Genomic DNA, 15,008 nt, shown 5'->3' with positions numbered 1-15,008 from the left:
CCCGGCATCCTGCTGGCGGTGGACGGGCCGGACCTCGACCGCTTCGTCGCCGCGGCGGTGGAGGCCATCGGCGGCAGCGCCGCCTCGACCATGCTGACGCCGGGCATCCATGCCGCCTTCGACAGCGGCGTGGCGAAGCTGGCCGGCAGCGGCGCCGTGACGACGCTGGCGCGCGGTCTGGCGTGCAGCGGGCCGAACCAGGCGCAGGCGGCCTTCTTCACCACCACGGCGGACGCCTTCCTGGCCGACACGGCGTTGCAGGAGGAGGTGTTCGGCGCCGCCTCGCTGCTGATCCGTTGCGCGGACGTGGCGGCGATGACGGCAGTGGCGGAAAGGCTGGAAGGGCAGCTGACGGCGACCTTGCAGATGGATGGGGCGGACAAGGCCGCGGTGGCCGGGCTGATCCCGACGCTGGAACGCAAGGCCGGGCGCATCCTGGCGAACGGCTGGCCGACGGGGGTGGAGGTCTGCCACGCGATGGTGCATGGCGGCCCGTTTCCGGCGACCTCGGACCCGCGCAGCACCTCGGTCGGCACGCTGGCGATCCGCCGTTTCCTGCGCCCGGTCTGCTACCAGGACATCCCGGCAGAGCTGCTGCCGGAGGCTCTGCGCGACGGCAACCCGCTTGGGCTGTGGCGGCGCATCGACGGGACTTTGGGACAGGAGTGATCGCCGGTCCGAGATGACCGGGGCCGGGACCGACCGGCACCAGCAACCCGCAACGGCTGCGTCGGAGGGAGCGCCGACGCAGAGGACACTGTCGGATCCGGCCCCAGGCCGGGCCTGACGGTCGGGCAGGGCGTGCGTCTGACGCATCGCCGAAGCATCGCTCCCACCCAGTGCATCGAAGCAAAAACAAACCGCATTTAGAGGAAACGCAAATGGTGAGATCAGCTCTGCTGCTTGGCGCAGCCACCCTTTCGCTCGCCTGCGTCATGGCGACCGGCTCGGCTTCCGCCCAATCGAAGTTCGACATCATGCTGGGCGGCGACGCCTATTTCGAGGGCGGTTACGTCAACCAGGACCGCGACAGCGGTCAGCGCAACACCGAGTTCCGCAACCGCCTGCGCCTGCTGGTGACGCCGAAGGCCAAGGCCGACAACGGGCTGGAATATGGTGCCCGCGTCCGCCTGCTGGCGGAGAACGGCACCAGCAACGCCCGCACCGTCACCAACGACCGTGCCTTCATCTTCGTCAACGGCGGCTTCGGCGTCCTGCATCTGGGCGTCGAGAACGGCCCGTCCGACGACAGCGGCATCATCGCCCCGTCCGACTGGGGCACCGGCGGCGTCGACGGCTCCTTCCCGTCCTGGCTCGGCAACAGCGCGGCCAACGCGCCGGTCACCATCGGCAACATCCGCGCCCTGATCTCCGGCAACAGCGCCACCCGCGCCACCTACTGGACGCCGGAAATCGCCGGCTTCAAGCTCGGCGCCTCCTACCAGCCGGCGTCGGACAGCAGCAACACCGACGTCAACCGCTCCAAGCTGGCGCTCGCCTCGGCCAACCGCACCGGCGCCTATCGCGACGTGTACGAGGTCGGCGGCACTTACACCAACACGCTGGGCGGCGTCGCGGTCAACGGCAGCCTGTTCTATCTCGGCGGCGAGGCCAAGAACTCCACCACCACCCCGGCGCAGCAGTTCGACAAGCTGTCCTCCACCCATGCCGGCCTGACGCTGGCCTATGCCGGCTTCAAGATCGGCGGCAGCTATGCCTGGTCGGGCGACAGCGGCTATGCCAAATCCAGCGCTGCCATCGTCAGCCGCGAGAAGCAGGACGTCTGGACCGCCGGCGCGCAGTACACCTTCGGCGCCACCACGCTGGGCGTCGGCTACCTGAACGCCAAGGACGCCGGCGACCTGACGGTGCGCGGCCGCAGCAAGTTCGAGCTGATCACCGTCGGCGCCAAGTATGTCGTCGCTCCCGGCTTCAGCCTCGCGCCGGAATACAACCACTTCAAGCTCAGCTCCGACGTTGCCGCCAACAGCGATAAGGGCGACATCTTCATCATCCGGACCGATCTGGCCTTCTAACGGCCTGTCGTTTCGAGAAAGGCCGACCGACGTCCTGGCCTTTTCTTCTCTTTCGGCTTCGCGCCGCCGCGGTGTTCTCTCCATCCCGCCGCGGTGGTTGCGTCCCGGCGCGCTCTCCCTCGGGTGCGTCGGCCCCGGTCCAGGCTGGAGCGGGGTCATCTCACGGCCGGGCGGCACTCCGCTGCCCGGCCGTTTTTTTTGACCGGGTTTGGCCGAGTTCTTGGCCGGACATATCCTTTTCAGCATCGCATCGGTCAAGAATCGTATTGGACAGTTATGGTTCTACGTACTTAAAGTAGGCATGACGAACAATTCCGGACCGGGCCGCGATCACGATCTTTCGAGCGCCCCGTCCCGACGCCTGCCCCTCGTCCTTTATCCCTCGTCCATCGCGCACCGCAATAAACCTCGCCATAACACTCAGGGAGTGAATCGGATGTCCAGGAAATGGGTGATCTCCGCTGCCACCGCTGCCGCGGCCCTGTTCATCGGGCTCGGCGCCGTCCAGGCCGCCGACAAGAAGCTGGTGGTCGGTTTCTCGCAGATCGGCTCCGAGTCCGGCTGGCGCGCGGCCGAGACCAAGACCGCCAAGGCGGAGGCCGACAAGCGCGGCATCGACCTGAAGATCTCCGACGCCCAGCAGAAGCAGGAAAACCAGATCAAGGCGGTGCGCTCCTTCGTCGCCCAGGGCGTCGATGCGATCTTCATCGCGCCGGTGGTGGCGACCGGCTGGGATTCGGTGCTGAAGGAGGCCAAGGAGGCGAAGATCCCGGTGGTTCTGCTCGACCGCCAGATCGAGACCAAGGACCAGAGCCTCTACATGACCGCCGTCACCTCCGACACGGTGCATGAGGGCCGGGTGGCCGGCGAATGGCTGGCCAAGCAGACCGGCGGCAAGTGTGCCGTGGTCGAGTTGCAGGGCACCGTCGGCTCCTCGCCGGCCATCAACCGCAAGAAGGGCTTCGACGAGATCGTCGCCAAGAATCCCGGCATGAAGATCGTCCGCACCCAGTCCGGCGACTTCACCCGCGCCAAGGGCAAGGAGGTGATGGAGAGCTTCATCAAGGCCGAGAATGGCGGCAAGGGCATCTGCGCCGTCTACGCCCACAACGACGACATGGCCGTCGGCGCCATACAGGCGATCAAGGAAGCCGGGCTGAAGCCGGGCAAGGACATCCTGGTGGTGTCCATCGACGGCGTGCCGGACATCTTCAAGGCGATGTCGGAAGGCGAGGCGAACGCCACGGTCGAGCTGACGCCGAACATGGCCGGCCCCGCCTATGACGCGCTGATCGCCTTCAAGAAGGACGGCAAGGCGCCGCCGAAGTGGATCCAGACGGAATCGGCGCTGTTCACCCCCGACACCGCCAAGGCCGAGTACGAGCGCCGCAAGGACGCCTACTGATCGGGGTTGATGGCTCCCTCTCCCGTCCCGGGAGAGGGAAGGGGCCCGCCGCGAAGCGGTGGGATGGGTGAGGGGGCAGGCACGGAGCCATGCGCTTCGGGATTCTTGGCCGCCCCCTCACCCTCCCCACTTCGTGGGTCCCCTCCCTCTCCCGGGGCGGGAGAGGGCTGTTTTTTCCACACATTTCTCCGCGCATCCGGCGAGGTCCGCCATGACGGCATCCACCGCTCCCCCTTCTGCTCCGCTGCTGACGATCCGCGGGTTGTCGAAGGGGTTTCTCGGCGTCCAGGCGCTCGACGGCGTCGATTTCACCCTGCGCCATGGCGAGATCCATGCCCTGCTGGGCGAGAACGGCGCCGGCAAATCGACGCTGATCAAGACGCTGACCGGCGTCTACCAGCGCGACGGCGGCACCGTGGCGCTGGAGGGGCGGGAGATTGCCCCGCGCGGGGTGGAAGAGGCGCAGCGCCTGCACATCGGCACCGTCTATCAGGAGGTCAACCTGCTGCCGAACCTGTCGGTGGCGGAGAATTTGTTCCTCGGCCGCCAGCCGATGCGCTGGGGACTGGTCGACCGCGGCGCCATGCGGCGGCGGGCACGGGCGGTGCTGCACCCCTATGGGCTGTCCATCGACGTGACGGCGCCGCTCGGGCGCTTCTCGGTGGCGACGCAGCAGATCATCGCCATCGCGCGGGCGGTCGACATGTCGGCCAAGGTGCTGATCCTCGACGAGCCGACCGCCAGCCTGGATGCGCAGGAGGTGGCGGTGCTGTTCCGGGTGATGCGGACCCTCCGGTCGCGCGGGATCGGCATCGTCTTCGTCACCCATTTCCTCGATCAGGTCTATGAGGTCTGCGACAGCATCACCGTGCTGCGCAACGGCCGGCTGGTGGGCGAGCGGCGCACGGCGGATCTGCCGCGCCTCGACCTCGTCGCCATGATGCTGGGGCGGGAGCTGGAAGCGGCGGCGCACCGCATCGACATCGGCCCGGCGGAGCTGGACAGCCGTCCGCCGCTGGCCAGCTTCAAGGGATTCGGCAAGGCGCGCAGCGTCGAGCCCTTCGACCTCGACATCCGCCCCGGCGAGGTGGTGGCGCTGGCGGGATTGCTGGGCTCCGGCCGCACGGAAACGGTGCGGCTGGTCTTCGGCATGGACCGCGCCGACAAGGGCGAGGCGACGGTGGACGGGCAGGCGGTGCGGCTCAAGGGGCCGCGCGACGCCGTGCGGCTCGGCTTCGGTTTCTGCCCGGAGGACCGCAAGAAGGAAGGCATCGTCGGCGAGCTGTCGGTGCGCGAGAACATCATCCTGGCGCTCCAGGCGCGGCAGGGCTGGCTGAAGCCGATCCCGCGCCGTCGCCAGGAGGAGATCGCCGACCGCTTCATCCGCCTGCTCGACATCCGCACGCCGGACGCCGAGCGGCCGATCCAGCTGCTGTCGGGCGGCAACCAGCAGAAGGCGCTGCTGGCGCGCTGGCTGGCGACCGAGCCGCGGCTGCTGATCCTCGACGAGCCGACGCGCGGCATCGACGTCGGGGCGCACGCCGAGATCATCCGCTTGATCGAGCGGCTGTGCGCCGACGGCATGGCGCTGCTGGTGGTGTCGTCGGAGCTGGAGGAGATCGTCGCCTACAGCCGCCGCGTCGTCGTGCTGCGCGACCGCCGCCATGTGGCGGAACTGAGGGGAGGGGAGGTCAGCGTGGAGCGCATCGTCGCCGCCATCGCGTCCGAGACCCCGAATGTAGAGGTGCGGCAATGACGCTGTCCGCTCCCGGCCCGTCGCGCAACCTGCCGCAGTATGGCGCGCTGATCGCCGTCCTGCTGGCCAACTGGCTGCTGTTTCCCGATTTCTTCGCCATCCGCCTGCAGGACGGCCGTCTGTTCGGCAGCCTGATCGACGTGCTGAACCGCGGCGCCCCGGTGGCGCTGCTCGCCGTCGGCATGACCATGGTCATCGCCACCCGTGGCGTCGATCTGTCGGTCGGCGCCGTCATGGCGATTTCCGGCGCCATCGCCGCCACCATGACCGGGGCGGGCTGGAGCCTGCCGGCGGTGCTGGCGGCGTCGCTGGCGGCAGGCCTGCTGTGCGGGCTGTGGAACGGCCTGCTGGTGGCGGTGCTGCGCATCCAGCCGATCATCGCCACCCTGATCCTGATGGTCGCCGGCCGCGGCATCGCCCAGCTGGTGACGGAGGGGCAGATCGTCACCTTCACCAGCCCGGCGCTGGCCTTCATCGGCAGCGGATCCTTCCTGACCGTGCCGATGCCGGTGGTGCTGACCATCGTGGTGCTGGCGGTGACGGCGCTGCTGGTGCGGGCGACGGCGCTGGGGCTGATGATCGAGGCGGTCGGCGTCAACCGGCTGTCGAGCGCCGGGGCCGGCGTCAACACACCGGTGGTGCTGGTCGCCGTCTATGTCTGGTGCGGGCTGTGCGCGGCGGTGGCCGGGCTGATCGTCACCGCCGACATCCGTGGCGCCGACGCCAACAATGCCGGGCTGTGGCTGGAGCTGGACGCCATCCTGGCGGTGGTGGTCGGCGGCACCTCGCTGCTCGGCGGGCGCTTCGGGCTGGTGCTGTCGGTGGTGGGCGCGCTGATCATCCAGTCGATGAACACCGGCATCCTGCTGAGCGGCTTCAAGCCGGAATTCAACCTGATCGTCAAGGCGGGCGTCCTGCTGGTCGTCCTGCTGCTGCAATCGCCGACGCTGACCCTGTTCCTGCCGCGGCCCAAGGGCGCGCGGCCGATCGGAACGGTCAAGCCGCCGGTGGCGCCGACCAGCGGAGGGGCGAAACCATGACCGGTGCACTCCAGCGCTTTCTGCCGCTGATCGTCACCACCGCCGTGCTGGTGGTGGGTTTCCTGATCTGTGCGGCGCAGTTCCCCAACTTCGCTTCCTGGCGGGTGGTGGCCAACCTTTTGACCGACAACGCCTTTCTCGGCATCACCGCGGTCGGCATGACCTTCGTCATCCTCTCCGGCGGCATCGACCTGTCGGTGGGGGCGGTGATCGGCTTCACCACCGTGCTGCTGGCGGTGCTGATCGAGCATGGCGGCTGGCACCCGGTTCCCGCCTTCGCCGTGGCGCTGATCGCCGCCGGCGGCTTCGGGGCGGCGATGGGCGGGGTGATCCATGTCTTCCAGATGCCGCCCTTCATCGTCACGCTGGCCGGCATGTTCATCGCCCGCGGGCTGGGCTTCGTCCTGACCACCGATTCGGTGCCGATCAACCACCCGCTCTATGGCGAGCTGAACGACATGGCGCTGCGCTTCGATTTCGGGCTGAAGCTGAGCCTGCCGGCGCTGCTGATGCTGGGGGTGGTGGTCGCAGCAGTGGTGCTGGCGCACTGGACGCGCTTCGGCGCCAACCTCTATGCGCTGGGCGGCAACCGCCAGTCGGCGGAGCTGATGGGCGTGCCGGTGGCGCGGACGACGGTGGCGGTCTATGGGCTGTCGGGGCTGCTGGCCGGGCTGGCCGGCATTGTCTTCTCGCTCTACACCGGCGCCGGCTACTCGCTGGCGGCGACGGGCGTGGAGCTGGACACCATCACCGCGGTGGTGATCGGCGGCACGCAGCTGACCGGCGGCTACGGCTATGTCGTCGGCACCTTCGTCGGCGTGCTGATCCAGGGGCTGATCCAGACCTACATCACCTTCGACGGGTCTTTGAGCAGCTGGTGGACCAAGATCGCCATCGGCGTGCTGCTGTTCGTCTTCATCCTGTTGCAGAAGGGCCTGCTGGTGGTCTGGGCCGGCCGCGGCGGCGAACCGGCGGAGGCATGATGCCCATCGAGAGTTTCCTGTTCGACACCGTCGAGGGCCTGGACGAGGGCCGTCCAGTGGAGGGCTTCACCCTCTCCGCCGGCGGGCTGGAGGCGACGGTGGTCGCCCACGGCGCGCGGCTGGTGCGGATGCTGGTGCCCGGCCATGACGGGGCAAAGGCGGACGTGGTTCTGGGCTTCGACCGGGTGGCCGATTACCTGGCGAGCGACGCCTATTTCGGCGCCACCTGCGGCCGCTACGGCAATCGCATCGGCGGGGCGGCCTTCACGCTGGACGGGGTGCGCCATGCGCTGGCCGTCAACGAGCCGCCGAACCAGCTGCATGGCGGGCCGGACGGCTTCGACCGGCGGCTCTGGCAGGCGGAGGTCGATGCGGCGGCGAACGCCGTCACCTTCACGCTGATCTCGCCCGACGGCGACCAGGGCTATCCCGGCACGCTGGCGGCGACGACGCGCTACCGGCTGACCGACGACGGGGTGCTGGACATCGCCATGACGGCGACGACCGACCGGCCGACCATCGTCAACATCGTCCACCACAGCTACTGGAACCTCGGTGGGCACGGCTCCGGCGACCTGCGCGACCATCGGCTGACGGTGCGCGGCGGCTTCACCACGCCGGTCGGCGCCGACCTGATCCCGACGGGGGAGGTGCGGCCGGTGGACGGCACCGCCTTCGACCTGCGTGGTGGTGTGAAACTGGGCGAGGCGCTGGACGCCGTCGCCAGCTTCGGCTTCGACCACAACTGGTGCCTGGAGGGTCCGGCGGGCGAGCTGCGCTCCGTGGCGCTGCTGGAGCATCCGGCCAGCGGCCGGCGGATGGAGCTGGCGACCGACCAGCCCGGCTTGCAGGTCTACAGCGGCGGCTATCTCAGCGAGAAGATCGTGGGGAAGGGCGGGCAGCCCTACTGCCGCTTCGCCGGGCTGGCGCTGGAAAGCCAGCGCTTCCCCGGCAGCCCGAACATCGGCCATTTCCCCTCGGCGCGGCTCGATCCCGGCGAGACCTACCGCCACCGCATGCAGCTGCGATTCCGGGCGGGCTGAGCGCAGGGCGGGAACCGTCCTGAGGCTTCGCGGGTTCACCCAAGGCACGGCAGCGGCTCCGCTGTCGCCCCTGCGATGATGCCCACGACGCCGGAAGGAATGGTCGACATGGCCGCGATGCCTGACGCCGCCCGCCCAAGCCCCAATTGCCAGTCCAGCCAGAACGCCGCCGATCCGATCCTGGTGCCCGGCCGGACCTGCTGGCGGATGGAGACGGCGGACCGCGTGGCGGTCATCATCGACGCCGCCGCCTATTTCGCCCGGATCAAGGCGGCCATCCTGAACGCCCGCCACACGGTGATGCTGATCGGCTGGGATTTCGACACCCGGATCAAGCTGGAGCCCGACGATCCGATGCCGGGCGTGCCGAACGAGCTGGGCGATTTCCTGAGCTGGATCGTCCGGGTCCGGCCGGAGCTGACCATCAATGTGCTGAAATGGGATCTGGCGGTCCTGAAGATGCCGTTCCGCGGCGGGACGCCGCTGGTGCTGCTCGACTGGATCAGCAGCCGGCGCCTGCGCTTCCGCCTGGATTCCGCCCACCCGCCCGGCGCCTGCCACCACCAGAAGATCGCCATCATCGACGATTCGCTGGCCTTCTGCGGCGGCATCGACATGACCACCGACCGCTGGGACACTCCCGACCACCGCGACGGCGATCCCCGGCGGGTGCGGCCGAACGGTGAGGCCTACGGCCCCTTCCATGACGTGACGACCGCCGTCGACGGCGCCGCGGCGCGGGCGCTGGGCGAGTTGGCGAGGGAGCGCTGGCACCGGGCGACCGGCGAGTTGCTGACCCCGCCGCCGCCGGTCCCGGCCTTCTGGCCCGAGGATCTGGAACCCGACTTCCGCGACCTGCCCGTCGCCATCGCCCGCACCGACCCGATGGCGGATCATGAGGGGACGCAGAAGACCGGCAAGCGCGGCGTGCGCGAGATCGAGGCGCTGTATCTCGCCGCCATCGCCGCCGCGCGTGATTTCATCTATCTGGAAAGCCAGTATTTCGCCTCGCAGAAGATCGTCGGCGCCATCATCGACCGTTTGTCGGAGCCCGACGGGCCCGAGGTGGTGGTGATCAATCCCGAACGCACGCCGGCCTGGATCGAGGAGGAGTCGATGGGCAGCGCCCGCTCGCTGCTGCTCCAGCGCCTGCACGAGGCCGTCGCCAACCCGCGCTTTCGCATCCTGGCGCCGGTGACCGAGGGCGGCGAGGGCATCTATGTCCATGCCAAGGTGCTGGTGGTCGACGACCGGCTGCTGCGGGTGGGGTCGTCCAACATCAACAACCGGTCCCAGGGGCTGGACACCGAATGCGACCTTGCCATCGAGTGCGCGCCGGGCGAGCGGCCGGAGGTCTGCCGCTCCATCCGCTCCGTCCGCACCCGCCTGATGGCGGAGCATCTCGGCGTCTCCGTCGAGGAGGTGGAGCGCACGGAGGAGGCGACCGGGTCGCTGACCGCCACGGTGGACCGGCTGATCTGCACCTCCGGCCGCTCGCTCCGCCCGCTGGAGCCGCAACCGCTGACCGAGACGGAACGCAAGCTGGTGGAGGAGCGCCTGCTCGACCCCGACCGTCCGGAGCCGATGGCGACCACCATCCTGCGCGGGGCGACGGTGTTCGGCGACGTGAACCGGACGGCATGGCGCATCGGCGCCGGGGTGGCCGCGGCGGCGGCGGTGGGGGTCGGACTGGCGCTTCTGGCCCGCCGGAACGGGCTTAGGAAAAAAATGCGCGGAGAGTGAATTCTCTGCTTGCGGGCCGCGATCCATCCCGCTACATAAGCGCTCCCCGCGGCGCCCAACGCGGTGCGGGGAAAAGCGCTTGTGGCGGAATTGGTAGACGCGCTAGGTTCAGGTCCTAGTGGCTGAAAGGCCGTGGGGGTTCGAGTCCCTCCAAGCGCACCAACACTTCAAGTGTTGGTGTAGAGGTGCAGAAGTATAGTGGGGCCATAGCTCAGCTGGGAGAGCGCTACAATGGCATTGTAGAGGTCATCGGTTCGATCCCGATTGGCTCCACCACTTCTGAAGAGTTTGGGTAGGTTTAGGTCTTGTCTGTCGGGGTGAAGCCTTGTATAAGGCGCCGCTCCTCAGCGCGGGTGTAGCTCAGTTGGTTAGAGCGCCGGCCTGTCACGCCGGAGGCCGCGGGTTCAAGTCCCGTCACTCGCGCCACTTTGCGGGCGTAGCTCAGGGGTAGAGCACAACCTTGCCAAGGTTGGGGTCGAGGGTTCGAATCCCTTCGCCCGCTCCATGATCTGGAGCGACAGTTCATAGGGTTCCCGTGGTCTCGTAGCTCAGCGGGAGAGCACTACGTTGACATCGTAGGGGTCACTGGTTCAATCCCAGTCGGGACCACCATTCTGAAGGCCGCCAACCGGAACGGGTTGGCGGCCTTCGCCGTTTCCGGGCCGCTTCGCCGCGAACATCGCAAGCGCTGCCGCGCCGCAGCTTGCGGCCAGTGGGGCGGCTGCCGATAATGCGCCTCTTCCAACCGCCGTCCGCCCGTTCCAGCGATCCGGCCGGCCGAGATGAGGGAGCTGCGTGTTTGATCTTTCCGATCTTCGCCGCCTGACCGATCCCGGTGCTTTCGAGCGGGGACGGCAATATTGGCGGGAGGGCCGCGTCAAGCAGATCGAGGCGCACCCAGAGTCCGGCGATGGCTGGACCGTGACGGCGGCGGTCCGGGGATCGGGGGGTGCACTCTATCGGCAGGACATCACCGTCAAACTCGTCAACGGCATGTTGCGGGTGCTGGACGGCGACTGCGACTGTCCGGTGGGCTACAACTGCAAGCATGTCGTCGCGGCGATGCTGGCCTGGGACGAGCGCTCCCGCAAGCCGCCGCCCGCCCAGCCGGCCCGGGCGCCGGCATCGCTGCCGGTCCGGTTCGCGGGCGCCGGCCAGCAACAGCCGGTTCCGGCGGACGCCGGACTTTCGGCGCCGGTGAAGGACCTGCTGTCGCGGCTGGCCGCAGCGGCGCTGCGCGATGGCACGGACCAGTATGCCGACACCGTGCGCAAGCGGCTGATCTATGTGCTGGGCCTCGGCGCATCGCGGTCCGGCGAGCGGGGGCCCCTGCTCCGCATCGTCTCCGTCACCCTGCGCAAGGACGGCCAGTTCGGCAATGACGACAAGGCGTATGACGTCAGTGAATTCAAAGCCTTGAAGACGGCGAAGTTCGTCACCCCGGCGGACCATGACCTGCTGAATGCAGTGTCGCGCAACGGGGAGACCGCTTCGCACGGCATCCTGCTGCCGCCTGAAAGCGCTCCCTGGCTGGTCGAGCGCCTGTTGCGCACCGGGCGGCTCTATTGGCAGGATTTCCGTAACGGGGAACCGTTGCGCCCCGGCCCGGCTTTGTCCGGCACGCCGCGCTGGGAAACCGACGGCGCCGGCAACCAGCGCTTCACCGTCGCGATCGAACCGAAATCCGACGGCATGCCGCCCGCGGTCGTGCTGCCGACCGTGCCGCTGCTCTATGTCGATCCGGCGGAGGCCGCCTGCGGCCCGGTCGAGGCGGTGGCGGTGTCTCCGCACATCGCAGCCGCCCTGCTGGCGGCCCCGCCGCTGCCGCCGGGAGAGGTCGCCGTCTTCCGGGCCGAGGCGGAGCGGTTCGGCGACCGCCTGCCGGTGCTGCCGGATCCCCCGGCGCGGGCGGAACGGCGCCGGGTCCTGCCCCGGCCGGTGCTGCGGCTGGCGGCGGCGCGGCCGGCGGGACTGTACGGCCTTTATCAGTCGGGCTATGGGCGGTCGGGCTATGGGATGATGGAGGCTCCCGAGATCGCGGTCGCCGATTTGCAGTTCGACTATGCCGGCATCCGCCTGCATTGGAAGCGGGGCGGGCCGCCGCTGCAATGGATGGAGGACGGCACCCTGGTCACCGCCGAGCGGCGGCCGGCGGAGGAGAAGAAGGCGGTCAAGCGCTTGAAGGAGACCGGCCTCGACGTTCCGCCGCTGCCGCTCAGTGTCGGCAGCGCCCAACCGGTCCGGGACGAGCTGTTCGCGGCGCCGGGCGACGAGTTCGAGGAACGGTCGATCTGGCTGAATTTCTGCCATTTCAGTCTGCCGGAACTGAAGGCCGCCGGCTGGATCGTCGAGGTCGCCCCGGATTTCCCCTTCGAGGTTCTGGACGCGCCGAAGGATTGGGCATTCGAGGTCGGCGACGGATCCGGCATCGACTGGTTCAGCCTGTCGCTGGGCGTCGATGTCGGCGGCGAGCGCATCGACCTGCTGCCCATCCTGCGCGAGGTGATCGACGCGCTGTCCCGGATCGATCCGGACCTGCTGGACGACGAGTTCCATGAGGACGGGGAGAGCGACGGCGCGGCTGCCCGCACTGGACGGGAGCTGGGTCTGGCGGCGGTGCTGGAGCAGCTTGCGCCGTCGGGGACGATGTTCGTGCGGGTCGGCGCCAGCCGCTACATCCCGCTGGATGTCGAGCGGCTGACGCCGATGATCGGCGTGCTGATGGAGCTGTTCGGCCTGCAACCCGGCGGCGGAGAACTGCGGATCGGCCGGTCCCATCTGGGCGACCTGTCGGCGTTGGAGGATGCGGCGTCGGCGGCCGGCATTCCGCTGCTGGGCGCCGATGCCGTGCGCGACATGGGGCGGGCCCTGCGCGAGGCGGGCGGCGTGCCGGCGGTGGCGCCCCCGCAGGGGCTGAACGCCATCCTGCGCCCCTATCAGCGGACGGGGCTGGACTGGCTGCAATTCCTGGGCGGCCACGGCTTCGGCGGCATCCTGGCCGACGACATGGGGCTGGGCAAGACCTTGCAGGCGCTGGCCCATCTTCTGACGGAGAAGGAGGCCGGGCGGCTCGACCGCCCCAGCCTGCTGATCGCGCCGACCAGCGTGCTCGGCAACTGGCGGGCCGAGGTCCAGCGCTTCGCCCCGACCCTGCGCACCCTGGTGCTGCACGGTCCGCAGCGCAAGGCGGCGCACGGTTCGTTGGCCGATCACGATCTGGTGGTGACCTCCTACGCCCTGCTGCCGCGCGACCGCGAGGTGCTGGCGGCGCAGCCCTGGCACATGGCTATCTTCGACGAGGCGCAGTATCTGAAGAATCCCGCCGGCCAGTCCTACAAGGCGGCGCAGGCGCTGGAGGCGCGTCAGCGCCTGTGCCTGACCGGCACCCCGGTAGAGAACAATCTGGACGAGCTGTGGGCGCTGTTCGCGGTCTGCGTGCCGTCGCTGTTCGGCGACCGCACCGGCTTCCGCCGCACCTTCCGCACGCCCATCGAGAAGCACGGCGACGCCGGGCGCCAGCGTGTGCTGGCCCGCCGCGTCCGCCCCTTCCTGCTGCGCCGGACCAAGGAGCAGGTGGCGGCCGACCTGCCGCCGAAGACCGAGATCGTCGAGACGGTGGAGCCCGGCGACAGCCAGCGCGACCTGTATGAGACCATCCGCCTGGCCATGGACAAGCGGGTGCGCGAGGAGGTGGCGCTGAAGGGGCTGGCGCGCAGCCACATCACCATCCTGGATGCGCTGCTGAAGCTGCGGCAGGTCTGCTGCGATCCGCGGCTGGTGAAGCTGGAAACCGCGCGCAGGCGCGTGGCGAAGGGCGCGTCGTCGGCCAAGCTGGACCGCCTGCTGGAAATGCTGCCGGAACTTCTGGCCGATGGCCGCCGCATCCTGCTGTTCTCGCAGTTCACCTCGATGTTCGACCTGATCCGGCCGGAGCTGGAGCGGCTCGCCATCCCCTTCGTCGAACTGACCGGCGACAGCCGCGACCGCGAGACGCCGATCCGGCGGTTCCAGGCGGGCGAGGTGCCGCTGTTCCTCGTCAGCCTGAAGGCGGGCGGCACCGGTCTGAACCTGACCGCCGCCGACACGGTGATCCATTACGATCCGTGGTGGAACCCGGCGGTGGAGGATCAGGCCACCGACCGCGCCCACCGCATCGGCCAGGACAAGCCGGTCTTCGTCTACAAGCTGGTCACCGCCGGCACGGTGGAGGAGCGCATGGTCCAGCTTCAGGAACGCAAGCGCCGGCTGGGCGAGGCCGTCTACGACCGGGACCGGGCGGCGGAGGACCTGTTGACCGCCGACGATCTGGACTATCTGCTGGCCCCGATCGACGGGTGATACCGGCGGTCGTCGATGACGAGCGCTGGCCCTGCCAACCGGCGGGGCGGCGGCCCATGCCGCCGAAGCCTCCGATCCCGACCGGTCAGGATCGAGGGCCGTCGGTGCAGGACGCTCAAATCTCCGCCGGTGGCCTGACCGGGATCGGCCCGCCCGCAACCGGGGGAGGGGCCGGCAGCGACCGCAATGACGTCCGCGCCGCCTCGCGCAGCGGGGCGAAGCCGTCTTCCGGAAAACGGCGGATCAGCGTCTGGTAGGACGCGCGCGCCACCTCCGGGCAGTTCAGGATGCGGAACTGGTCGCCCTGGCGCAGCAGGGCGGCGGCCTCGTCGGTCTTCGGATGACCGGCGATGGACGACGCGACTCCATACCAGCGCCCATAGGCCGACCACAGGTCGCGCACGGCGTCGCCGTCGCACCGGCCGGCGGTCAGCGCTTTTTCAAGGGCTTGGCGGTAATCGCTGTCGGGCGCCTGCGACAATTGCGCACAGCCTCCGAGCGCAAGCAGGCAAGCAGCGGCTGCGGTCGCCCCAAGGACGGACAGCGTCGTTCCGGACATGGAGCCTCCTCAAACGCGGGTGCCCGGGGACCCTAGGACATCAGGGTTAAACCAGCGTTCATGTTTGTAAGCGCTGGTTTTCTGTTTCGTCACTAACGTTAACCA

10 protein-coding genes and 5 tRNA genes are annotated in these 15,008 nt (G+C 69.1%); 14 read left to right on the top strand and 1 reads right to left on the bottom strand.

Annotated features, from left to right (window positions below):
• From CRT60_RS05235 to CRT60_RS05170, 14 genes are all read left to right on the top strand, one after another.
• Positions 1-669 (top strand): aldehyde dehydrogenase family protein (locus CRT60_RS05235; RefSeq protein WP_475369088.1); only part of this gene is annotated, 669 nt, incomplete at its 5' end.
• Positions 670-881: 212 nt separating this feature from the next.
• Positions 882-2,036 carry a porin gene (locus tag CRT60_RS05230; RefSeq protein ID WP_098735379.1) on the top strand — a complete coding sequence of 385 codons (1,155 nt, stop codon included), beginning with the start codon at positions 882-884 and terminating at the stop codon, positions 2,034-2,036.
• Positions 2,037-2,472: 436 nt separating this feature from the next.
• Positions 2,473-3,441 carry a galactofuranose ABC transporter, galactofuranose-binding protein YtfQ gene (ytfQ, locus tag CRT60_RS05225; RefSeq protein ID WP_098735378.1) on the top strand — a complete coding sequence of 323 codons (969 nt, stop codon included), beginning with the start codon at positions 2,473-2,475 and terminating at the stop codon, positions 3,439-3,441.
• 211 nt (positions 3,442-3,652) lie between these two features.
• Positions 3,653-5,197, top strand: coding sequence for a galactofuranose ABC transporter, ATP-binding protein YtfR (gene ytfR, locus CRT60_RS05220; protein ID WP_098735377.1), 1,545 nt, complete (start codon positions 3,653-3,655; stop codon positions 5,195-5,197).
• Positions 5,194-6,237, top strand: a complete 1,044-nt coding sequence (locus tag CRT60_RS05215; RefSeq protein WP_098735376.1) for an ABC transporter permease — start codon at positions 5,194-5,196, stop codon at positions 6,235-6,237. Before ytfR ends, CRT60_RS05215 begins: the two co-directional genes overlap by 4 nt.
• Positions 6,234-7,220, top strand: a complete 987-nt coding sequence (gene yjfF / locus CRT60_RS05210) for a galactofuranose ABC transporter, permease protein YjfF (protein WP_098735375.1) — start codon at positions 6,234-6,236, stop codon at positions 7,218-7,220. The genes CRT60_RS05215 and yjfF overlap by 4 nt, the downstream gene beginning before the upstream one ends.
• Positions 7,217-8,263 (top strand): aldose epimerase family protein, encoded by a 1,047-nt coding sequence (locus CRT60_RS05205; protein WP_098735374.1) that lies wholly within the window; start codon positions 7,217-7,219, stop codon positions 8,261-8,263. The genes yjfF and CRT60_RS05205 overlap by 4 nt, the downstream gene beginning before the upstream one ends.
• A gap of 108 nt (positions 8,264-8,371) precedes the next feature.
• Positions 8,372-10,006 (top strand): phospholipase D-like domain-containing protein, encoded by a 1,635-nt coding sequence (locus CRT60_RS05200; protein WP_098735574.1) that lies wholly within the window; start codon positions 8,372-8,374, stop codon positions 10,004-10,006.
• A 75-nt stretch (positions 10,007-10,081) separates the two neighbouring features.
• Positions 10,082-10,168, top strand: a tRNA-Leu gene (locus CRT60_RS05195).
• 38 nt (positions 10,169-10,206) lie between these two features.
• Positions 10,207-10,282 (top strand) — tRNA-Ala (locus CRT60_RS05190).
• A 73-nt stretch (positions 10,283-10,355) separates the two neighbouring features.
• A tRNA-Asp gene (locus CRT60_RS05185) sits at positions 10,356-10,432 on the top strand.
• A 4-nt stretch (positions 10,433-10,436) separates the two neighbouring features.
• A tRNA-Gly gene (locus tag CRT60_RS05180) sits at positions 10,437-10,511 on the top strand.
• Between the two features lie 32 nt (positions 10,512-10,543).
• Positions 10,544-10,618, top strand: a tRNA-Val gene (locus CRT60_RS05175).
• Positions 10,619-10,801: 183 nt separating this feature from the next.
• Positions 10,802-14,344, top strand: coding sequence for a DEAD/DEAH box helicase (locus CRT60_RS05170; protein ID WP_098735373.1), 3,543 nt, complete (start codon positions 10,802-10,804; stop codon positions 14,342-14,344).
• Between the two features lie 115 nt (positions 14,345-14,459).
• Here CRT60_RS05170 and CRT60_RS05165 read toward each other — a convergent pair whose 3' ends face one another.
• Positions 14,460-14,903, bottom strand: a complete 444-nt coding sequence (locus CRT60_RS05165; protein WP_098735372.1) for a tol-pal system YbgF family protein — start codon at positions 14,901-14,903, stop codon at positions 14,460-14,462.
• Between the last annotated feature and the right edge of the window lie 105 nt (positions 14,904-15,008).

The organism is Azospirillum palustre (assembly GCF_002573965.1).
GTDB classification, from domain to species: domain Bacteria; phylum Pseudomonadota; class Alphaproteobacteria; order Azospirillales; family Azospirillaceae; genus Azospirillum; species Azospirillum palustre.
This window is presented reverse-complemented; position numbering and strand designations above follow the sequence as displayed.

What these genes read in the sequence shown, in the direction of transcription:
- ytfQ (WP_098735378.1), top strand. Translation starts at nt 2,473, where the DNA reads ATGTCCAGGAAATGGGTGATCTCCGCTGCCACCGCTGCCGCGGCCCTG.
- CRT60_RS05165 (WP_098735372.1), bottom strand. Translation starts at nt 14,903, where the DNA reads ATGTCCGGAACGACGCTGTCCGTCCTTGGGGCGACCGCAGCCGCTGCT.
- CRT60_RS05200 (WP_098735574.1), top strand. Translation starts at nt 8,372, where the DNA reads ATGGCCGCGATGCCTGACGCCGCCCGCCCAAGCCCCAATTGCCAGTCC.
- CRT60_RS05205 (WP_098735374.1), top strand. Translation starts at nt 7,217, where the DNA reads ATGATGCCCATCGAGAGTTTCCTGTTCGACACCGTCGAGGGCCTGGAC.
- yjfF (WP_098735375.1), top strand. Translation starts at nt 6,234, where the DNA reads ATGACCGGTGCACTCCAGCGCTTTCTGCCGCTGATCGTCACCACCGCC.
- CRT60_RS05215 (WP_098735376.1), top strand. Translation starts at nt 5,194, where the DNA reads ATGACGCTGTCCGCTCCCGGCCCGTCGCGCAACCTGCCGCAGTATGGC.
- CRT60_RS05230 (WP_098735379.1), top strand. Translation starts at nt 882, where the DNA reads ATGGTGAGATCAGCTCTGCTGCTTGGCGCAGCCACCCTTTCGCTCGCC.
- ytfR (WP_098735377.1), top strand. Translation starts at nt 3,653, where the DNA reads ATGACGGCATCCACCGCTCCCCCTTCTGCTCCGCTGCTGACGATCCGC.